This window comes from Arthrobacter sp. NPDC058130, assembly GCF_042884475.1.
Classification (GTDB): Bacteria; Actinomycetota; Actinomycetes; order Actinomycetales; family Micrococcaceae; genus Arthrobacter.
The window spans coordinates 1-19,499 of record NZ_JBHVTV010000018.1 but is presented as its reverse complement, the minus strand read 5'-3'; the positions used below and the strand labels follow the sequence as shown (position 1 = coordinate 19,499).

Annotated in this window: 19 protein-coding genes; 14 read left to right on the top strand and 5 right to left on the bottom strand. The window is 67.1% G+C overall.

Going from position 1 to position 19,499, the window contains the following annotated elements; genetic code table 11:
• Nucleotides 1–114: 114 nt before the first annotated feature.
• Nucleotides 115–492, bottom strand: a complete 378-nt coding sequence (locus ACFVTM_RS21415; protein WP_390206116.1) for a PepSY domain-containing protein — start codon at nt 490–492, stop codon at nt 115–117.
• 164 nt (nt 493–656) lie between these two features.
• On the opposite strand from ACFVTM_RS21415, the gene ACFVTM_RS21410 reads away from it, so the two are divergent.
• From ACFVTM_RS21410 to ACFVTM_RS21370, 9 genes are all read left to right on the top strand, one after another.
• Nucleotides 657–2,117 (top strand): DUF3375 family protein, encoded by a 1,461-nt coding sequence (locus ACFVTM_RS21410; RefSeq protein WP_390206115.1) that lies wholly within the window; start codon nt 657–659, stop codon nt 2,115–2,117.
• A 2-nt stretch (nt 2,118–2,119) separates the two neighbouring features.
• Nucleotides 2,120–3,088, top strand: coding sequence for a DUF4194 domain-containing protein (locus ACFVTM_RS21405; protein ID WP_390206113.1), 969 nt, complete (start codon nt 2,120–2,122; stop codon nt 3,086–3,088).
• Nucleotides 3,085–6,606, top strand: coding sequence for an ATP-binding protein (locus tag ACFVTM_RS21400; RefSeq protein WP_390206111.1), 3,522 nt, complete (start codon nt 3,085–3,087; stop codon nt 6,604–6,606). The genes ACFVTM_RS21405 and ACFVTM_RS21400 overlap by 4 nt, the downstream gene beginning before the upstream one ends.
• 173 nt (nt 6,607–6,779) lie before the next feature.
• The gene (locus ACFVTM_RS21395) at nt 6,780–7,889 is read left to right on the top strand and encodes an iron-siderophore ABC transporter substrate-binding protein (protein ID WP_390206110.1); all 1,110 of its coding nucleotides are present in this window, start codon (nt 6,780–6,782) and stop codon (nt 7,887–7,889) included.
• Between the two features lie 10 nt (nt 7,890–7,899).
• Complete coding sequence (locus ACFVTM_RS21390) at nt 7,900–8,964, top strand: FecCD family ABC transporter permease (RefSeq protein ID WP_390206109.1); 1,065 nt, start codon at nt 7,900–7,902, stop codon at nt 8,962–8,964.
• A 119-nt stretch (nt 8,965–9,083) separates the two neighbouring features.
• Nucleotides 9,084–10,103: a FecCD family ABC transporter permease gene (locus tag ACFVTM_RS21385; protein WP_390206166.1), complete on the top strand. Its 1,020-nt coding sequence runs from the start codon at nt 9,084–9,086 to the stop codon at nt 10,101–10,103.
• Between the two features lies 1 nt (nt 10,104).
• Entirely contained in the window at nt 10,105–10,935 is an 831-nt protein-coding gene (locus tag ACFVTM_RS21380) for an ABC transporter ATP-binding protein (protein ID WP_390206108.1), read from the top strand.
• Between the two features lie 77 nt (nt 10,936–11,012).
• Nucleotides 11,013–12,020, top strand: a complete 1,008-nt coding sequence (locus ACFVTM_RS21375) for a siderophore-interacting protein (RefSeq protein WP_390206107.1) — start codon at nt 11,013–11,015, stop codon at nt 12,018–12,020.
• Nucleotides 12,021–12,388: 368 nt separating this feature from the next.
• Nucleotides 12,389–13,225, top strand: a complete 837-nt coding sequence (locus ACFVTM_RS21370) for an SGNH/GDSL hydrolase family protein (protein WP_390206106.1) — start codon at nt 12,389–12,391, stop codon at nt 13,223–13,225.
• 1 nt (nt 13,226) lies between these two features.
• On the opposite strand, the gene ACFVTM_RS21365 is transcribed toward ACFVTM_RS21370, so the two are convergent.
• Nucleotides 13,227–13,526 carry a YciI family protein gene (locus ACFVTM_RS21365; protein WP_390206105.1) on the bottom strand — a complete coding sequence of 100 codons (300 nt, stop codon included), beginning with the start codon at nt 13,524–13,526 and terminating at the stop codon, nt 13,227–13,229.
• Between the two features lie 103 nt (nt 13,527–13,629).
• On the opposite strand from ACFVTM_RS21365, the gene ACFVTM_RS21360 reads away from it, so the two are divergent.
• Together ACFVTM_RS21360 and ACFVTM_RS21355 are read left to right on the top strand one after the other, a co-directional pair.
• Nucleotides 13,630–14,109, top strand: a complete 480-nt coding sequence (locus ACFVTM_RS21360; RefSeq protein ID WP_390206104.1) for a MarR family winged helix-turn-helix transcriptional regulator — start codon at nt 13,630–13,632, stop codon at nt 14,107–14,109.
• A gap of 69 nt (nt 14,110–14,178) precedes the next feature.
• Nucleotides 14,179–14,940, top strand: a complete 762-nt coding sequence (locus tag ACFVTM_RS21355; RefSeq protein ID WP_390206102.1) for an SGNH/GDSL hydrolase family protein — start codon at nt 14,179–14,181, stop codon at nt 14,938–14,940.
• Nucleotides 14,941–14,949: 9 nt separating this feature from the next.
• Here the strand turns inward: ACFVTM_RS21355 and ACFVTM_RS21350 are convergent, their stop codons facing one another.
• The 3 genes from ACFVTM_RS21350 to ACFVTM_RS21340 are packed head-to-tail and all read right to left on the bottom strand — an operon-like array spanning nt 14,950 to nt 17,688.
• Entirely contained in the window at nt 14,950–15,714 is a 765-nt protein-coding gene (locus ACFVTM_RS21350) for an FAD:protein FMN transferase (RefSeq protein WP_390206164.1), read from the bottom strand.
• A 40-nt stretch (nt 15,715–15,754) separates the two neighbouring features.
• A complete protein-coding gene (locus ACFVTM_RS21345) occupies nt 15,755–16,249 on the bottom strand; it encodes an FMN-binding protein (protein WP_390206100.1) in 495 nt (164 codons plus the stop codon).
• A complete protein-coding gene (locus ACFVTM_RS21340; RefSeq protein WP_390206098.1) occupies nt 16,246–17,688 on the bottom strand; it encodes a ferric reductase-like transmembrane domain-containing protein in 1,443 nt (480 codons plus the stop codon). The genes ACFVTM_RS21345 and ACFVTM_RS21340 overlap by 4 nt, the downstream gene beginning before the upstream one ends.
• Nucleotides 17,689–18,195: 507 nt before the next feature.
• Here ACFVTM_RS21340 and rpmB point away from each other — a divergent pair.
• From rpmB to rpsN, 3 genes are read left to right on the top strand one after another with little or no spacing between them, the layout of a single operon-like run.
• The gene (gene rpmB / locus ACFVTM_RS21335) at nt 18,196–18,432 is read left to right on the top strand and encodes a 50S ribosomal protein L28 (protein WP_011693744.1); all 237 of its coding nucleotides are present in this window, start codon (nt 18,196–18,198) and stop codon (nt 18,430–18,432) included.
• Nucleotides 18,432–18,599, top strand: a complete 168-nt coding sequence (rpmG, locus tag ACFVTM_RS21330) for a 50S ribosomal protein L33 (RefSeq protein ID WP_003798558.1) — start codon at nt 18,432–18,434, stop codon at nt 18,597–18,599. Before rpmB ends, rpmG begins: the two co-directional genes overlap by 1 nt.
• A gap of 4 nt (nt 18,600–18,603) precedes the next feature.
• Nucleotides 18,604–18,909: a 30S ribosomal protein S14 gene (gene rpsN / locus ACFVTM_RS21325; protein ID WP_390206096.1), complete on the top strand. Its 306-nt coding sequence runs from the start codon at nt 18,604–18,606 to the stop codon at nt 18,907–18,909.
• Nucleotides 18,910–19,499: the final 590 nt, after the last annotated feature.

Genomic DNA, 19,499 nt, shown 5'->3' with positions numbered 1-19,499 from the left:
ATGCTACCGGGGCGTAGGTCACGGCTCGGTTGCGGCACCCTCACCAATCCCGGGTGTCGCACCGCTTACCTGTGTCGTGAAGTTAGTGGCCGTGACGTTAGTGCCGGAAGGCCCTCAGTCGTCGTCGTGTTCAGGGGCGCTCTGGCTCACCACCTGGAAGTCCGCTCCCAGGGCGACTTCGACCTGCGTCCCGTCGGTGAGGCGCACTTCAACCTCGTAGGCCGCCCCGGAGTCGTCGTCGCGCTCCACTTCGGTGACGGTGCCTTGGCCTACTTTCGCCAGAGCGGCGCTTGATGCCATGGCGCGGTCGGCGTCGGTGAGCGCCGGTCCGTCGGAATCGTCATCGAGGCTCCCGATGCTGGCTGCCAGGCCGGCCAGGGTTCCGACCCGAAGGTCCCGGGCCTGCTGGGTGGCCCCGACCGCGATCGATGCCCCGCCCAGGATCACCGCTGCGGAGGCCGCCCCCGTGATCCACATCGTCCTCTTCCGCATGATCGTCTCCTTTCAGCTGGTCATTCCAGTGTGCTCCCACAGAAGGAAGCAGACAACGATGAATGCGGGCTGAGCACTGCGTTAACCTTGTAGCTGGCAGTTTTGCGAATCCGCTGCCCCGCAACACCACCCCAACCCATCCTCTGGCAGCCGAAGGAGAGTGCGTGTCCCGCTCCGCCGTGTCATCAGCCGACGCCATCAGTGCCCGGCTCCGGGACCTCGAACTCCTCACCAAAGGGCCGGCCTGGGCGCTGACGCGCTCGGCGCCCTGGGTGATCGCCGTACTTCAGGCCTCCTTCACCCGCACGCGTGCCCAGCTGCCGCTGGAAGAGTTCCACGCCGACGTCGACGCCTTCCTCGAGCAGCTCCGCCGGCAGGCCCCCGGCACGGGAGAGCCGCAGAGCGGCTCGGCAAACGGAAAAAAATATGCGGACGAATGGACCCGCAAGAACTTCCTGACCCGCCGGAACCAGTCGGGCCAGATCGTCTACGAAGTCACCGAGCCCGCCGCCCGCGTCCTGGCTTTCCTGGACAGCCTCTCGAGTGAACGCTCCACGTTGAACGGCTCCCGGCTCGGCACACTGCTCGGCGATGTCGAGAAGCTCGCCAATGAGACCAACCCGGACCAGAGCGCGCGGATTGAATCCCTCGCGGAGGAGATCGACGAGCGCCGCCAGCTGATGGAGGACATCAGCTCCGGGGACTTTGACGGACTGCTCGACGACGACGAGGCCGTGGAGGCCGCCGGCAACATCCTCGATCTCGCCGCTAGCCTGCCCGCGGACTACAAGAAGATGCGTGACCGGATCGAAGAGCTCGTGGGGGAGCTGCGCAACCAGATCATCGAGGAATCACTGAGCAAGGGCGCCACCATGGCCCAGGTGCTCGAGGCCGACAAGCGGCTCCGGCAGAGCCCCGAAGGCCGGACGTTCCGCTCCTTCACCGCGTTCCTGGAGGACCCGCAGCAGCAGCTGAGGTTCCGGTCGGCGATCGGCGAGGTCCTGAGCCGGCAGTTCGCGGACGAGCTCAGCCATGACGAGCGCGAGACCCTCAAGAACCTCGTTGCCGAACTCCGCAGCCAGCACAGCCAGATCCAGAGGATCTACGGAAAGCTCAGCGAAAGCCTCAACACGTACGTCCAAAGTGATGATTTCCGTCAGTCGGTCCGGCTCCGCAAGGTCCTGCGCGAGGCCGAGCAGGCGATCCGTTCCCTGCCGTACGAGCGCGAACGGCCCGGCCTGGTCCGCGGTCCGGTGCTGTTCAGTGCCGGCTTCGAGTCCCTGGCCATGGTCAAGCTCTTCGACCCCGACGAGTTCGCGGCGCCACCCAAGCTCGCGGACCCCATCGCGTTCTCCGACTCGGACCGCGCGCGCTCTCCCCGGACCGCCAAGGCCAAGCCGGAAGCCATCCGCGCCGCGCTCGCCGGGGCCTCCACCCTCACCGAGGCGTGGGCGCAGCTCCCGGCCGGGGAACGCCACATCAACTCCATCCGGGCCCTGCTTTCGCAGACCCTCCACGAAGGCGCCGGCTTCGACCGCGAAGCCTGGGGGCCCATCGAATTCGAACAAATCGACGGCACCACCCGCACCGCATACCTGCCCGTCGTCACGCTCGCGAAGGATTGACCATGACTGAAGAGACCGCGACAGAGACCGCGGCCGTGGATACGACGCCGGACCTGCAGCCCGCGCCTGCACCTGCTGAGCATGAGGGCGACCACGTCCGCAGCGACCCCTTCGCAGTCACGCCTCGGGACACGTTCGTCGACGGCGCCGCACTCTTCCCGGGCGATACCGGCGTGCTCCCGATGAAGGTCCGGCAGGCGCTCGTGAAGCTTCTCAAGGGCCCCTACGTCGACGGCGGCCGCGACGAAAAACTGTGGACCACGCTTCTGGACAACCAGCTGATCCTGCGCAGCCGGCTCTCGGAACTGTTCCTGACGCTGCAGCTGGACCACGAGCGCAAGGTCGCCGTCCTGCGCCCCGTGGACCCCGAGGCGATCGGCGGCAGCACCCGGTCCAGCATCCTGCGGCAGCAGCGCGCCCTGAGCAGGGTCGAGACCATCGTCCTGCTCCGCCTGCGCCTCCTCCTGGACCGCCACGTCACCGCCCAGACCGACCCCACGATCTCGCGCGAGGAAATCGCCGAACTCGTCGCCCACTACCAGCCCGCCGGCCAGCAGGACGCCCTGCGGGACGCCGACGTCGTCAATCGCGCCATCACCAAGCTCCTGGCCCGCCAGCTCCTCCTCGCCACGGGCCTGGACGAGGTCTACACCATCTCCAACGCCCTCCCGCTGGCCCTCCCATTCGAAAACATCGGCGACATCCCAGCCCAAATCGAAGCCCTGATAGCGGCCAACACAGACCAGTCAGGAACGGAACCCCTGCTGGACCTCGACGGCGCCACCTCTGCTGAGGAGGATCCGGACGACGACGGCGATGCCGCCCAGGGAGTGGCATCGGGCCTGTCGGAGCCGGCAGCATCGTCCGCAGGACGATTGCTGTCCGGCGAAGGGGCGGGGGCGGCATCGCCGTCGGCGTCCCCGGCAACCACACCTAACGCGACCACGGACACGAACGGAGAAGCCAAGTGAGCATCGCAACCATGCTGCCAATAGGCGAGCTCACCAACCCGGGCCAGATGCGCCTCGCCTTGGTCCAGGTGGTCAACTGGGGCACATTCCACGGCGCCCACACCATGCACGTGGACCGCAACGGCACACTGCTGACCGGCAATTCGGGCGTCGGCAAGTCCACGCTGTTCGATGCCATGCTCCGGGTCTTCGACGCCCGCCCGCGCTCCAACGAAGCTGCTGCCCAGCGGGCCGGAGGCGCTGTCGAGGACAAGCGCACCACGTTCACGTACATGCGCGGCAAGGTGGGCGACAAGGCGGTGGGCGAGGGCTCGGCGAGTGCGTTCCAGCGGCCCGGGGCCACCTGGTCCGCCGTCGCCCTGACTTTCGACAACGCCGCCGGCACCAAAGTCACGGTCTCGGCGCTGTTCGACCTGCCCAAGAACGGCACGGAATCCAGCGTCGGCCGGTACTACGTGATCGACAGCCAGCCGCTCGATCTCGCTGCGATCGAGGGCATCGCGGACAAGCGGTTCACCAAGTCCGCGCTCGACGCGGTCTTCCCGGACGCCCAGATCTTCGACGTCCACAAGGCTTTCGCCGAGCGCTTCCGCCGGCTCCTGGGAATCAACTCGGACCAGGCCCTCCCGCTGCTGCGCGTCATCCAGGCCGGCAAGGGGCTCGGCGGCAGCGTCAACACGTTCTTCCGCGACCAGGTCCTCGATGCCCCCGCCACGCTGGCCGCAGCGGACGACGTGGTTGAGGAATTCAGCAACCTCATGTCCATCCGGCAGCGCCTCGAGGACGTCCGGCAGCAGCGCGACCAGCTGGCTCCCGTCCCGGGACTGAACAAGGAGTACGCGCAGGCGCTGCTGGACGCGAACCGCTTACGGGACCTAACCGGTGAGGAATTCGAGGCCTACAAGCAGCAGCTCGCCGTCACCGTCCATGGGAAGACCCTGGCCCGGTTGAAGGAGCTCGCCCAGGCAAAGGCCAGTTCCCTGGCCGCCGAGCGCGCTGTCCGCGACGGCTTCGCCAAGGAGCTGCGCCAGCTGGAGGGGGAGTACAACAACCAGGGCGGCAACGCGATTTCGGCGATCGAGCAGTCTTTGGAGAACGCCCGTGTGGGGCTCAAGCTCCGGCAGGAGGTGGAGGAATCGACCCGCAAGGCCCTGACCGACGCCGGGCTGGAACTCCAGTGGTCGGCCGCAGGCTGGGAACAGGCCCACGCCCACGCCGCGGCACGCTCGGCCGAACTCCAGGACGACTCTGAGGCGCTCAAGGAACTGCGGTTCGAGGCATTCGACGGCCACGCGACCAGGAAACGCGAGCTGGCTGCCGCCCAGCAGGAACTGGTGTCGCTGAAGACGCGCAAGTCGCTGCTGCCGCCGTCGAGCATTGAAAACCGCAGCGCCATCGCGGCGGCCACCGGCGTGCCGGAAGAACGCATGCCTTTCGGCGGCGAACTGATCGACCTCGCCGAAGGCCAGGAGCAGTGGCGGCCGGCGGCCGAACGCGCGCTGCGGAGCCTGGCCACCACCTTGCTGGTGCCGGGCGAGCACTTCGCCGCGGTCACGCGGTACCTCAACGACCACTCCGTGCGCGGGGCGCTGCGCGCCGTGGACGTCTCCCGGCCCCTGCCCGGCGGCGCGCTTGCCGTCGAGGACGTGGCCGACGGCGATCTGCTGACCAAGCTCAGTTTCCTCACCGACGCCGGCCTGGCCGCCGGCGCTCACGCCCAGGCGCTGGCGGAGGCCAGCGCGTGGCTCCGCGAACGCATTGCAGTCGACTTCGCCTACCCCTGCGTGGAAGACCCGGACGAGCTCGCCGGTCTGGACAAGGGCCTGAGCCTGGGCGGCGTGGTCAAGCGAAACCGCCACACGGTGGAAAAGGACGACCGCTTCACCTCCCGCCAGGACTACGTCCTCGGCTTCGACAACGCCGCAAAGCTGGAGCTCGTGGCCGCCCAGGTCGAGGACCTGCAACAGGAGCTGGCCAAGGCCGCCGAACTGGCGCAAAGCCGCGAAGAGTCGCACCAGGGCATGACCCGGCAGCTTGAGGCCCTGCGTCGCGTGGCCGACGACCACAGGAGTTGGGAGCAGGTCTCGGCCGCCGTGGCCGCGGAGGAACTCGCCAGGATCGAGCAGCGGCTCAAGGACGCCCTCGCCGCCCAGGCTGACCTCGAACCGCTGCGCGCCAGCATCGAGGCCGCGCGCCACAAGCACCAGTCCAGCACCGAGGCAGCGGCCGTGCTCCAGAGCGAGTACAAGGCCCTCGACGCGCGCATGACCGCCGCCGATTCGCTGCTCGACGCCGCCCGCAACCGGCTCGCGCAGGCGCCGCCGTCGGACGCCAGCATCGCCGCGCTGGAACCGTACTTCACCGGCTTCGGCGACGTCCTGGAGATGCACGAGCTCGACAACCTCGCCAACCAGGTCCGCACCCGGCTCCTCGCAGAACTGCACGGGGCCGAGTCCCGCGGCCAGGCCACCTCTGAGCGCCTCACCCGCATTTTCGAGGGCTTCGTCCGCGAATGGGGCACGGCGATTTCCGCGGACCACGGCACCTCGATCGGCGCCGCGGGGGAGTTCGAATCCCGTTACCACGCGATTGTCAGCGACGGGCTGCCGGCGCAGGAGGCCGAGTTCCGGCAGTTCTTCAACCAGCGGACACACGAATCCTTTTCCACCCTGCTTCACCTGCTGGACGAGGAACGCCGGGCCATCACGAGCCGCATCCTGCCGCTGAACGGCATCCTGTCCGAGGTCAACTTCCATGAGGGCAGCTTCCTGGAACTCGACATCAAACAGACGCTGCCCGCGACGGCGAAGCAGTTCAAAGATGCCATCCAGAACGCGCTCAAGGTCCGGCACGCCCGGCCCGGAAGGGCCGCAGCGTCCGCGGCGGCGTCGGGGACCCAGCCGGACGACGACGCCGAGCTCACCACCCGCTATAAGTCGCTCGAAACCCTCGTGAAGCGCCTCGGCTCGCAGACCCCGGAGGACCGGCGATGGCGGGCCGAAGTGCTGGATGTCCGCGGCCACCTGTTCATCCAGTGCAAGGAACACCGCGAGGTCCAGGGTGGCGGATCCAAAGGGGCCGGTTCCAAGGGCGCCGGGAAGGGCGCCAAAAAGACCGAGGTCTTCATGCACGCGGACACCGGGTCCATGTCCGGCGGTGAGCGGCAGCGCTTCACCGCGTTCATCATGGCCGCGGCGCTGAGCTACCAGCTGGGCATCGCCGAACAGGGCTTCACCACGTACGGCACGGTCATGATGGACGAGGCGTTCGTGCTCGCCTCGGAGGAGTTCGCCGGCGCCGGCATCAAGGCGCTGCACGAGTTCGGCTTCCAGCTCCTGCTGGCCGCGCCGGAGAACGTGATCGACCTTTCCCGGCACCTGGGGTCCGTGACGGAGATCCTCCGGGACAAGCGGACCAACCGCTCCGGCGTCCTGACCGCCCCGGTGATTGCCCCGCGTCCCGGCACGGAAGGCACCTGGCGGTCCGAGGCGAACCCCGTGGACATCGTCCTGCGCTGACCCTTCCCGCGTTGCCCTAACCAGCAGCACATTGGCCCCTGGAGAACACTCCAGGGGCCGCTTTCGTGCACGTCAAAGGCCAATTGAGACAATTACGTTACTCAAACCTTCCTTAATTACCGGAAGGGTAGGCTAGCCTTACTTAGGTTTGCTTCACTTACCTAAGGAGTTCCGTGGCATCCGCCGTCTTCCCCCGTTCCGCCGGCCGTCCTGCCGGCCGCCGCCCCCGCAAGACCGCGGGGCGGGCCGCAGCTCTTCTGGCCGCCGTCGCGCTGTCCCTGACCGCCTGCTCCACCGGACCAGCAACGTCGACGGCGGTAGACGCGCCCTCCCAGCCGGCCAGCGCCGCCTTCCCGGTCACCATCAAGCACCTCTTCGGCGAGACCACCATCAAGGAACAGCCCAAGCGCGTGGTCACCGTTTCGTGGGTCAACGACGACGTCGCCATCGCCCTCGGCCTGGTTCCCGTAGGCGTCCCCAAGAACGAATGGGGCGGCAACGACAAGGGCTCCACTCCGTGGAAGGACGCCGCGCTGGAGAAGCTCGGCGCCGGTTTCGGAACTGAGAAGGCCCCCGTCCAGTTCTCCGAGGCTGACGGCATCAACTTCACCGAGATCGCCAAGCTGAACCCTGACGTCATCCTGGGCGCCTACTCCGGCCTGACCGAAGAGGACTACAAGAAGCTCAGCGAAATCGCCCCCGTCGTGGCCCAGCCGGAGATCGCCTATGGCACCTCCTGGCAGGACTCCACCACCATCATCGGCAAGGCCCTCGGCAAGGAGGCCGAAGCCACCAAGCTGGTCTCCGATACCGAGGCCACCATCAAGGACAAGGTCTCCAAGTACCCGCAGATCGCCGGAAAGTCCTACATCTACGGCAACCTGGAACCGGACAGGAGCGACGGCGTCAACGTCTACACGGCCAACGACAACCGCCCGCGCTTCCTCAGCGAAATCGGCATGAAGCTCGCGCCTGTCGTCGAGGACAACTCCAAGGGCTCCAAGGAGTTCTTCATCCCGTGGTCCGCTGAAAAAGCCAACGAGCTCAACTCGGACATCTTCGTGACCTGGGTGCCGGATGCGGCCACCACTGACTCCATCAAGGCTGATCCGCTGCTGGGCCAGATCCCGGCCATCAAGACCGGCGCCCTGGTTGCCGACTCGAACAACACCCTGACGCTGTCCATCTCCGCTTCGTCGCCGCTGAGCCTGCCGTGGTCCCTGGACACGTTCCTGCCGCAGCTGGCCAGCGCGGCGGACAAAGTCGCTGCCGCGGCGAAGTAACACCCTCCCCATGACGAACAGTACGACGACGGCGCCGGCGGCCAGTGCGCCCGCGCACCCGGCCCCCACCGGGAAGAAAGCCCCCGCAACGCAGGCGGCCTGGCTGCTGGCCGCCGTCGTCGTACTTGTTCTGGTCTGCGCGGCGTCCCTGACCGTTGGTGCCCGCGGGGTTCCCCTCGGCACCGTCTGGCAGGCGCTCACGCAGTTCGACCCCACCGACGGCAATCACGCCGTCATCCACGCCCGCATCCCCCGCACCGTGCTGGGTCTGCTCGCCGGCGGCGCCCTCGGGCTCGCGGGCGCGGCCATGCAGGGCGTGGCCCGCAACCCGCTCGCGGACCCCGGCATCATCGGCGTCAACGCCGGCGCCGCCCTCGCCGTCGTCACAGGGATCTACGTCTTCGGCGTCTCATCCCTGACCGGCTACATCTGGTTTGCGTTCATCGGCTCCGCCGCCGCCGCCGTCGTGGTATATCTGATCGCGTCCATGGGACGCGACGGGGCGACGCCGGTCAAACTGGCACTGGCGGGCGCGGCCCTGAGCGCGGGGCTGTATTCGCTCATGAACGTGGTCCTGGTCTCCAGCCAAGACACTCTGGACCGGTTCCGGTTCTGGCAGGTGGGCGGGATCGCCGGCCGGGACTGGTCCGTTGTGCTGCCCGGGTTGCCGTTCCTGGCCGCCGGGGCACTGATCGTCCTGTTCACCGGACGGATCCTGAACAGCCTCGCCTTGGGGGACGACATCGCCCGCGGCCTGGGCCAGCGCGTCGGCCTCACCCGCGGCATTACCGCGCTGGGCATTGTGCTGCTCTGCGGCTCGGCCACTGCGCTGGCCGGGCCGATCGGATTCGTCGGCCTGGTGGTTCCGCATGCCGTCCGCTTCCTGACCGGGCCGGACTACCGCTGGATCCTGCCTTTCTCCCTGGTCCTGGCGCCCGTGCTGCTTCTGCTGTCGGACGTGGTGGGCCGGGTCATCCTGCTGCCGGGCGAAGTTCCCGCCGGCATCATGACCGCCCTTGTGGGTGCGCCTGTCTTCGTGTGGCTGGTCCGCGGCGGGAAGGGGGCCGGGCTGTGAGCAAGGCTGACCTCGCCAGCGTCCGGCACGAGCTGGGGAACAACGCCCCGGCGGAGCAGGGACGGGCAGACAACGCCCCCAGGAATTCCCGTAGGGCCACCCAAACACGGCGTCATCCCGTGAACCGTACCGCCGTCCTGGTCTTCGCCGTCGTGGTGCTCCTCGCCGTCAGCATCCTGCTGGGCAGCTACACCGTCACCATCCCGGACTTCTTCAAGATCCTCACCGCCCACCTCACCGGCGGCGAGAAAATCCCCGGCGCCAGCTTCATCGTGATGGAAAACAAGCTGCCCCGGGCGGTCATCGGCACCATGATCGGGATTGCCTTCGGCCTCTCGGGAACCCTGTTCCAGACCATGCTGCGCAACCCGCTGGCCAGCCCAGACGTCATCGGCATCAGCTACGGGGCCAGCGCGGCCGCCGTTACCGCCATCGTCGTCTTCGGAGCCTCCGGGGCGGCCGTTTCCGGCGCGGCGCTCTGCGGTGCCATGGCCGTAGCGGTCGTGATCTACACAATCTCCAGGGGCGGCTCCCTTGGATCCGGCGGCAACCGGGGCAACGCAGCCGGCAGCCGGCTCATCCTGGCCGGCATCGGCATCGCTGCCGCACTGAACGCCGTGGTCAACTTCCTCATGACCCGCGCCGACATCCGTACCGCGGCAGAGGCCCTGATCTGGCTGAACGGATCGCTGAACTCCGCCAGCTGGGACCGTGCCGGCGTGCTGGCACTGGCGCTGCTGGTCCTGGTGCCCGCCGTCGCCGTCCTCGCCGGCCCGCTCCGGATCCTGGAACTGGGAGACGACGCCGCCGCCGGACTGGGCATCCGGGTGGGCATCACGCGGCTGGGCGTGGTGGTTACTGCCGTCGCCCTTGCCGCCGCCGCCACCGCGGCAGCGGGACCCGTGGCCTTCGTGGCCTTCCTGGCCGGACCCATCGCCCGCCGCTTCACTGGCAAGGCGAGCCTGCCCGCCGGCGCGTTCGTTGGTGCCCTGATTGTCCTCGCCGCGGACTACGTCGCCGCCAACATCGCCCCACTGCTGCTTGACGGCACCGTCCTTCCCGTCGGCGTGGTCACCGGCGCGCTCGGGGCCCCGTTCCTGCTGTGGCTCCTGGTCTCAGCCAACCGAAAGGACGCCTGACATGGCAGTTCTCAACGCCCAGGACCTGACGCTGCAGTACGACCAGCGCCGGGTGGTCGAGGGCCTCACGGGGGAGATCCCCGAAGGCAAGGTGACCATGATCGTGGGCGCCAACGCCTGCGGCAAATCGACGCTTCTTCGCGGCCTGTCCCGGCTGCTCAAGCCGGCCGGCGGCACCGTGACCCTGGACGGCAAAGATATCCATTCCCGCCCCGCCAAGGAGCTCGCCCGCATCCTCGGCCTGCTGCCGCAGCACCCCACCGCCCCGGACGGCATCCTGGTCCGGGACCTTGTGGGCCGCGGACGCTACCCGCACCAGGGCTTCTTCCGCAGCTGGGGCGCCACCGACGATCTGGCCGTGCAGCGCGCGCTCGAAGCCACCGAAACGCTGGAGCTCGCCGATCGGAACGTGGACGAACTCTCCGGCGGGCAGCGCCAGCGCGTCTGGATCGCGATGGCGCTGGCTCAGGAAACCGACGTGCTCCTGCTCGACGAGCCAACCACCTACCTGGACCTGGCCCACCAGGTGGAGGTCCTGGACCTGGTCACCGACCTCAACCGGCAGCGCGGCACCACCGTGGCAATCGTCCTGCACGACCTGAACCTGGCGGCCCGGTACGCGGACCACGTGATCGCCATGAAGGGCGGCAGGATCGTGGCCGAGGGGCCCTCCGCCGCGGTGGTCACCGAGGACTTGGTCCGGGACGTCTTCGGCCTGGAATCCCGCGTGCTTCCTGACCCCATTTCCGGCACGCCGCTGATCATTCCGCTCGGCCGGCACCATACCGATTTCCCAAAAGCCGAAACCACAATCCTGGAGTTGGTCCCATGACGAGCCGAGCAAATCCGACCCGTGTGCATTCAGCCCGCGTGAATTCAGCGCTAAAAGACAGACTTGCCACCCAACCAATGACGCTGGCCTTCGACGTGACTGTCTCCGCGGTGCAGGAACTCAGCCCCAACTTCCGCCGCATCACCTTCGGCGGGTACTCCCTGCGTGACTTCGGCGTCCACGGCGAAACCCTGGATCTCCGCGTGAAGCTGATGATCCCCTCCCTCGCCGAGGACGGCACCCGGCTGCCGCTGCCGGTGTTCGCGATGGAGCAGTCCGGCTGGTACCAGGAATGGCTGGCCATGGATCCGGCAACCCGTGGTTCCATGCGCACGTACACCGTGCGGCAGGAACGGCTCGACGCCGTCTACCCGGAGATCGACGTCGACTTCGTACTGCACTTCGACGACGCCGGCGACGGCGGACCCGCCGCGAACTGGGCCCTGAACGCCAGGCCGGGGGACGCCCTCACCATCATCGGCCCCAACAACCGGGCCGCGCACTGTGTCACTGCGGAGACTTACTCCGGCATCGAGTGGCGGCCGGGCCTGGCCCAGCGGGTACTACTCGCCGGTGACGAGACGGCCGTTCCGGCCATCAGCGCCATCCTGGAAAGCCTCCCGTCGTACATGAGCGGGCACGCGTTCCTTGAGGTCCCCGAGGGAGGCGACTTCCTGGATCTGAAGTCGGACGCCGACGTCGAAATCACCTGGCTGGCGCGCGGCGCCTCGATCGGCCGCTCGCGTCCGCACGGCGAACTCCTGCAGGAAGCCGTCCGCGCCGCTGTTCCCGAGCCCGGCTGGGTGGGCATCAAGGCTGCCGCCGGCGGGGCCGGCCCGGAACCCGACGACGTCAACGTGGACCAGGACATCCTCTGGGAGACCCCAGCCCGGATGGACGCCGCGGCGATCGGAGCCGGCAAGAACCCCGACAAGCCCGCCGGGGCGCTGCCGTTCTACGCCTGGATCGCCGGCGAGGCGGGCACTGTCAAGGAGCTGCGGCGGTACTTGGTGCGGGACGTGGGGATCGACCGGAAGCAGGTCGCGTTCATGGGTTACTGGCGGCAGGGCAAAGCCGAGCTGTAGTTTTCGTCTCCGTTTCCGTCTCCGACTCCGACTTGCCGGCGCTGACTTGCCGATGCGCCTGCTGCTTTGCCTTCGAGTCCGTCGCGGGCTTCGCCCGCAATCGCCGTTTGCCGTCGCTTAGACACCTTCTGCGGCCGCGGGCGGCCTTAGTCGGCGATGCGCTCCTTTGCAAAGCGGCGATTGCGGTCTTGGGATTAGCCCACGTTTGGTCAGTTCCGGGTGTGACGGATGAGACGCTGGGAGCAGATCACGTTTGGTTTGTCGCGCGTCGCTTACGGCACTCGGTGCGACTGCGGCTCCTTGGGTGTGTCACCTTGGGTTAACCCGCTCTTTTCTTTTCGGATTCTTGGGGTGGGTAGGGTGCCGGGGTGGATTCTTTTCCTTTGCTTCCGGATCGGGGCGGGCGGCGGGTCTTTGTTGCCTTGGGGGACTCCTTTACCGAGGGTGTGGGGGACCGGAGCAAGACGCTGCCCAACGGCGTGCGCGGCTGGGCGGACCGGGTCGCGGAGAAGCTGGCCAAAGCGGAGCCGGGCTGGCAGTACGCCAACCTGGCCATCCGCAGCAAACGGCTGCGCCACATCATCGACGAACAACTCGGGCCGGCCGTGGCCATGGAACCGACACTCGTCACCCTGTACGCCGGCGGCAACGACATCCTGGATTTTGGCACCGACATGGATGACCTGATGGCCGAGTACGAATTGCTTGTGGCCCGGCTCGCCGCGACGGGTGCCACGGTGGTGCTGTTCACCGGCTTTGACGTCAAGGTATCGGCCGTCCTGGAGCCGCTGAAGAGACGCAACACCTTCTACAACCGGCGCGTCCGGCAGATCGCGTCAAAGTACGGCGCCGTCCTGGTGGACTACTGGTGCTTCGACGCATTCCACGACCCGCGAATGTGGGACTCGGACCGGTTGCACATGTCCAAGGCAGGCCACAAATACCTCGCCGGCCAAGTGCTGGACCACTTGGGTGTTCCGCATAAGATCAGCCCGCTGGACTGGGAGCCGCCGGCCAGGCTGAGCCTGCGGGAGTGGGAACGCCGGCAGCGCCGCTGGGTGCACGATTGGGTGCTGCCGCTCTTTGGCCGTAAGCTGCGCGGGGTCACCCTGGGTGACCAGCTCCGGCCGCGGTGGCCGTCGCCGGTGAAGGTCCCGCGCAAGGGCGGCCTTAAGAAGCTGATGGAAAAGGCGTCCCGCGCCTAGCTCATGAGGGCGCCTCTGAGTCCAGCAGGTTTTCGTAGCCCGGAGCCACCCTGTTGGCGTGGAACTCCATGACCTCGAAGTCGGCCACACCATTGACGTAGAACGGGTCCTTGGCCAGGGCGGCGTCAAGGCTGGCCCGGTCCGAATTGGAGAGCAACAGGCCGCCGGTGCGGGGGATTTTTCGCCCCGCGACCATGAAGACGCCGTCGTCGAAGGCCGCCTGGAGCCACGCGACGTGGGCCGGGAGGTGGAACTCCACAATGTCGTCGGGGACCTTGTATGTCAGGGAGACTACGTACATGCGGCCAGCCTACCGGTAGCTGGCCGGGGGCAGGCGGGAACTTTTCTGGAATTCCCCACGTTGAAGTTGAACCGTCAAGCTTCGCGTCTCCTAGAATGTAGCCATGACCGAACCCCGCTGGCTCAACGCCGACGAACGCCGGGCCTGGCTCGCCCAGCTCAGCATCAACACCATGCTGCCGGCCGCCCTGGACACCCAGCTCCACGCTGCGGGCAAGCTTTCCCTGTTCGACTACAACGTGCTGGCGATGCTTTCCGAGGCCGAGGGGCGCTTCCTGCCCATGAGCGAGCTCGCCGCCCGCACCAGCGCCTCGCTGTCCCGGCTCTCCCATGTGGTGACCAAGCTGCAGAACCGTGGCTGGCTCGAGCGCCGGCCGCACCCCGGCGACGCCCGCGTCACCACGGCGCACCTGACCGATGAAGGCATGCAGACGATCGTGAAGCTCGCCCCGGGCCATGTGGAAGCCGTCCGGTCACTGTTCCTGGACGCGCTCAGCCCCAAGGACGTCGCGGACCTGGCCCGGATCGGCGAGAAAATCGTGGGCCGCCTCGACGACGACCACTGGATCCTGCGCGAGCGCTAAGCGCGGCAACTGAACGCGCCGCCCGGTCCCATCTTTGTTGCTCGCGGCAACTGCTGGCAGACTTGTCCCATGGATTTCACGTCCCGCTATGTGGCCCTTGGAGACTCCTTTACCGAGGGCGTCGGCGACGACGACCCCACCAGGCCCAACGGTGTCCGGGGCTGGGCGGACCGGGTGGCAGAGCGGCTCGGCGCCGCCGATCCCGGTTTCGGGTACGCGAACCTGGCCATCCGCGGCAGGAAACTCCGCCAGATCATGGCCGAACAGGTGGATGCCGCCGTCGCACTCAAACCCACTCTGGTCAGCATCTACGCCGGCGCCAACGACATCCTCAGGCCCAGGATCGACATCGATGACCTGCTGGCGGAATACGACGCCGGCATCCGCAAGCTGACGGCCACCGGCGCCACTGTGGTGATGTTCACCGGTTTCGACGCGCGGGGCTCCAAGATTTTCGGCACCATGCGCGGACGAACGGCCATCTACAACGAGCTGGTTCGTGGAATCGCCGGGGATCACGGCGCCCTGCTGGTCGACTATTGGCGTTTCAGCGAGTACTACGACTGGGGCATGTGGGCCACGGACCGGATGCACATGTCCGCTGCCGGCCACGCCAACATGGCCAATCGCGTCCTCACCGTCTTGGCGCACGAACACTCGATTGACGTCCCGCCCATGACCCCGGTGCCCGAGCTGAGCCGGGTGGACGCCATCCGCGCGAATGCCCGGTGGGTGCGCGAATTCGCCGGCCCGTGGGTTATCCGGCGTGTCACGGGCAAGTCCTCCGGCGACGGCCTGGAGCCGAAATACGGCCGGCTCACGCACCTCTAGGCCGGCACGCTAGTCGCGGAATCCCGGCGTCGCGAGCAGTTCGCCGCCCCGGCGGACGGCCAGCACATCGATCTCCCAGCCGTCCGTGGCCCGGTCCAGCATCGCTGTCCCGCCTGCGACGATCGCCGTCGCAAGTACATCGGCCGTGAGGATGTCCGCCGCGGCCACGGAGACCTGGACGAACTCGGCACGGCGGCTGCCGGCAGTCCAGATGTGGTCACCCCGCTCCGCCGAGCCCGACGTCGCAAGGGCGTGCAGGGTGCCGGACCCGCCCAGCTGGAAAGCGGAAAACAGCACGGAGCGATCCTGCGGGTCAACCACCCCGGCGGCCCACGAGGCTCCGCTGCCCGGAACGGGCGAGCCCATCACCAGCACGTCGCCGCCGGCATTCAGGCACCAGTCAGTGATTCCCCGGCTGCGCAACGCCTCCCCGGCCTGCCCGATTGCGTAGCCCTTGATGATCCCGGAAAGGTCCAGGACGCCGTCGGGCCGCTCCGGCGAGAACGCGCCCTCCGTCATGAGCCGCCAGCCCACAGCATCCGCGTACCGGTCCCGCATCCCGGCGGATGAGTCCCGGAGCGACAGCTCGCCGCGCGCCAGCCGGCTGGCCTCGGAATCGGGACGGTACAGGCTGAAGGTCTCATCAAAGTGGGCGAACACGCGTTCGACGGCGTCAGCTGCGGCGTCGAGTTCGCGGTCCCCGACGGGAGTTCTTGGGCCGGCGGCTGTTTCCAAGGCCCTGGCAGGAACGGTCAGGCTGACGACCGTGCCCATGGTGCCAAACGTCCTGGCTCTCAGGGCCGAGCCGCCCAGCTCAGAGGTTGGCTGCATCGAGGGCCGCCTGCAGGGAGTTCAAATACGCGTCGGAAGTCACTGTGGCACCGCTGATGGTCTGCACGTCCGCGGACTGGGATTGGAGCACCTCGGCGCGCAGGAGCGGGGCCGCCCGGTTGCTGATTTGCACGGACTTGCGTTCAGCATCGGTCAGCTGGAGCGCCGTGACGTCAGTGATTTTTCCGGCCTGCACGGTTATCTGTACCTGGACGGAGCCGAACCGGGTCTGGACGACGGAGCCGGCATACGTCCCGACTGCCTTCGCCGAGGCGCCGGTGGTGCCCGTGCCCGACGAACCGGATGACCCTGCTGAACCTGACGAACTTGATGTTCCGTCCGAGTCCAATGAATCGCTGCCGGTCGCCGCGCTCGCGACGGGGCTGCTGGTATCGGCCACGTGGACGCCGGACTGCCATCCTGCAATGAGGATGCCGGCGGAGGCCAGGGCTGCTGAAACTGCTGCGCGGGTTCTCACCAGTCGAACCTTTCGTAGTGGAGCTGATCTTCCCGGACGCCGGCTGCGCGGGCGTCCCCGAGCACGCTTTGCGCCCAGGCGGCGGGGCCGCAGACGTACACGTCGGCGTCGGCGATGTTGGGGTCAAAACTTGCCAGCCGATGGCCGGCGCGTGCGGAGTTCTCCGGCAGCCAGGTCCGGACGCCTGCTGGGCGGGGGCCGGTCAGGTGGAACAGCGTGGCTCCGCGCTGCTGGCAGAGTTCGAGAATTTCCTGGCCCAGGTAAAGCTCGGATTCGCTGTGACCGCGCAGAATGACGGTGGCGTTTCCGGGCTGGAACGGCGTGCTCTCCAGCAGGGCGCGGACCGGGGTGATGCCGATTCCGGCGCCCACCATGACCACGTGGTTGCGGCTGCGCGCCGCCGTGCTGAACAGCCCGTACGGGCCCTCCAGTGCCACTTTGGTACCGGGCTTCAGGAAGGCGAGCCGGGCGGACCCCCTGCCCAGGTTGCGGACCGTGATTCTCAGCGTGCCGTCTCGGGAAGCGTCGAGCCTGACGGGGTCGGCGGACAGGCTGAACGGGTGTGGATGCCACCACAGCCCGGGAGCCAGGAACCGCCAAATAAAGAACCGGCCGCCGCTGCCCGTCAACTGATCCAGTCGCAGGCCGGACATCTCGATGCTCACCACGCCCGGGGCCACCGGCAGCACCCGTTTCACGGTCAACTGGTGCCGGAACGTTGCCACCAGGGGTTGGGCCACGCGGTAGTAGAGCAGCGCGGCGCCGGTTGCGATGCACAGTGCCAGCCAGTACCAGCGCTGCCATGTGCCCTCGGCAAAAAGGCCGCCCACGCTGAACTGGTGGGGGAGCGAGGTCAGGACCGCCGCGTACGTCAGGAGGTGGACGCCGTACCAGAATTCGTACGGGAACCGGCGTCGGACGGCTACCAGGGAGGTGACGACGACGGCGATGAACAGGAGCATGGAAATGTAGGCGAGCCACATATCCGGCACCAGGATCCACAGCGCAACCGCCTCACTGACAGGATCCAGCCCTTCGGCCATGCCGTAGCCGATCGCGATGAGGATCCCGTGGGCGAGCAGGAGGTACAAGGCGGGCTTTCCCAGCTTGCCATGGAACTCGAGTGCGCGGTCGTGGCCCACAGTGTTGTCGATGACTGGAATACGGGCCGCCAGCAGCAGCATGAGAAGCACCAGGTCCATCCCGGCGAGGCCCGCCACAATGCCCAGCGCGGTGAAGGAGCCCGACGGCGTCGAGAAGCCGGCGGCCCCGCCGTCGGCCAGCCACAAAGCGACGGCGCCGGCAAGGGACGCCCAGAAGAGGACTGTCAGCAGATCCGCCCGCAGCAACCGCCGCCGATGCTGCCCATCGAAGGGGTTCGCAGCGCCACGGGGGCTGCGGCGAACCTCGGGGCGGCTCGTCAGAAGTTGTGTGTTCATGAAGCCAGAATTCCCTCGCCGCCTATCATTTGGCTGTGAAAAAGCTTCGTCCGGCATATGACCTGCGAGGACTCCGGGCCATCTCTGGGGACGGGCTGCAGGCCCTTCCCTATACACCATGGAGCACCGGATTGGTCTTTAATTCGTCGAACTCGTAGACTTGGTAGGCGCTAGGTGGCGCGGAGCGTGTGCAATTGCTCCGGTTGGCAGGACCCGTGAAGAGAAATCGACGGTCCTGGTGGCCGGTAGTTAGGGGCTCAAGTTGCGCGCATTCCTGTATTTCGCCCAGCATCCCGGCACTTCGCAATGACTGTCCAACGGACACATCAACGCCAAGTGCCCGTGGCCCACAATCGTCGCCGCAGTGAGGAACCAGCCGGTTTGTGCCGTCTGCGTGAATCCCCGCGGAACCGCGGTTGGGGGAGGGAGCCGGATGCGGACGCCGCCTATTGCACGGTCAGCGGGAACTCCGTTAGCCGTTTCATTTATTTTTTGAGGAGAGTCGTCATGGCAGCACACTGCCAGGTGACCGGAGCCGAGCCGGGCTTTGGACACAGCATTTCGCACTCGCACCGCCGCAACAAGCGCCGGTTCGACCCGAACATCCAGAAGAAGCGCTACTGGGTTCCGTCCCTGCGCCGTAATGTCACCCTGCAGGTCTCTGCTCGTGGCATCAAGACCATCGACGTACGTGGCATCGACGTAGTCGTCGCCGCAATCCTGGCACGAGGAGTGAAGCTCTAATGGCAAAGGACAAGGACGTACGTCCGATCATCAAGCTCAAGTCGACCGCGGGCACGGGCTACACCTACGTGACGCGCAAGAACCGTCGTAACGACCCAGACCGTCTGGTCCTGAAGAAGTACGACCCGAAAATCCGCCAGCACGTCGAATTCCGAGAGGAGCGCTAAACACATGGCTAAGAAGTCCAAGATTGCTAAGAACGAACAGCGTAAAGTCATCGTTGAGCGCTATGCAGCAAAGCGCCTCGAGCTGAAGAAGACCCTGGTTGACGCCAACGCGACCGACGAAGCACGCGAAGCTGCACGCCTCGGCCTGCAGAAGCTGCCCCGCAACGCCTCCCCGATCCGTCTGCGTAACCGCGACATCATCGACGGCCGTCCCCGCGGTACCTTCCAGAAGTTCGGCATCTCCCGTGTTCGCTTCCGCGACATGGCTCACCGCGGTGAGCTCCCGGGCATCACGAAGTCTTCCTGGTAATTCAGCACTCCTGAAGCCAGTGGCTTGAGAAGGGCCGGCAACCAAATTGGTTGCCGGCCCTTCTTGCGTTTAACGCCTGGGCGGTGGGTTGGTGTGCCCGCGGGCCGGGCCATTCGGCGCCCCCTGCTGCGGCGCCGCGTGCCTCACGACGGCGGTCCGCGTCCAACCGCACCGGCGGTGACGCACCCCACAGTTCGGACTTACGACGCCGGAGCCTGGGCTGGGTGCCTGATGAGTGGTTTGGCCGCGGTTTTTGGGGGTTTTGGGGTGTTGGTGGTGGTGTGCGGGGGTGGGTTTGCGGTGGGGGCGTGGTGGGTGTATTGTTTTCTAAGTCGCCGAGAGGGAGACCAGCGGAAATGCTGGGAACCGGAGGCGGCCAATCCCCTAAATTTCAAGACCGGATCTGGTCGGCGTTTCGTGCGCTCCGGGTTCTGGTGGGGGCGGGTCGGATGGTTTGTGGGTCGCGGAAGCGCTGATTTGCAAAGTGTTCCGGACTCGGGTAAGTTTGAAAAGTTGCTCCGGAGCGATCCGCGACTGTGAAGTTGTGGTGGTGCCGGGTGTGTCTGTTGTTTGAGAACTCAATAGTGTGC

What these genes read in the sequence shown, in the direction of transcription:
- ACFVTM_RS21405 (WP_390206113.1), top strand. Translation starts at nt 2,120, where the DNA reads ATGACTGAAGAGACCGCGACAGAGACCGCGGCCGTGGATACGACGCCG.
- ACFVTM_RS21375 (WP_390206107.1), top strand. Translation starts at nt 11,013, where the DNA reads ATGACGCTGGCCTTCGACGTGACTGTCTCCGCGGTGCAGGAACTCAGC.
- ACFVTM_RS21365 (WP_390206105.1), bottom strand. Translation starts at nt 13,526, where the DNA reads ATGTACGTAGTCTCCCTGACATACAAGGTCCCCGACGACATTGTGGAG.
- ACFVTM_RS21360 (WP_390206104.1), top strand. Translation starts at nt 13,630, where the DNA reads ATGACCGAACCCCGCTGGCTCAACGCCGACGAACGCCGGGCCTGGCTC.
- ACFVTM_RS21390 (WP_390206109.1), top strand. Translation starts at nt 7,900, where the DNA reads ATGACGAACAGTACGACGACGGCGCCGGCGGCCAGTGCGCCCGCGCAC.
- ACFVTM_RS21355 (WP_390206102.1), top strand. Translation starts at nt 14,179, where the DNA reads ATGGATTTCACGTCCCGCTATGTGGCCCTTGGAGACTCCTTTACCGAG.
- ACFVTM_RS21350 (WP_390206164.1), bottom strand. Translation starts at nt 15,714, where the DNA reads ATGGGCACGGTCGTCAGCCTGACCGTTCCTGCCAGGGCCTTGGAAACA.
- ACFVTM_RS21380 (WP_390206108.1), top strand. Translation starts at nt 10,105, where the DNA reads ATGGCAGTTCTCAACGCCCAGGACCTGACGCTGCAGTACGACCAGCGC.
- rpsN (WP_390206096.1), top strand. Translation starts at nt 18,604, where the DNA reads ATGGCTAAGAAGTCCAAGATTGCTAAGAACGAACAGCGTAAAGTCATC.
- ACFVTM_RS21340 (WP_390206098.1), bottom strand. Translation starts at nt 17,688, where the DNA reads ATGAACACACAACTTCTGACGAGCCGCCCCGAGGTTCGCCGCAGCCCC.
- rpmB (WP_011693744.1), top strand. Translation starts at nt 18,196, where the DNA reads ATGGCAGCACACTGCCAGGTGACCGGAGCCGAGCCGGGCTTTGGACAC.
- rpmG (WP_003798558.1), top strand. Translation starts at nt 18,432, where the DNA reads ATGGCAAAGGACAAGGACGTACGTCCGATCATCAAGCTCAAGTCGACC.
- ACFVTM_RS21415 (WP_390206116.1), bottom strand. Translation starts at nt 492, where the DNA reads ATGCGGAAGAGGACGATGTGGATCACGGGGGCGGCCTCCGCAGCGGTG.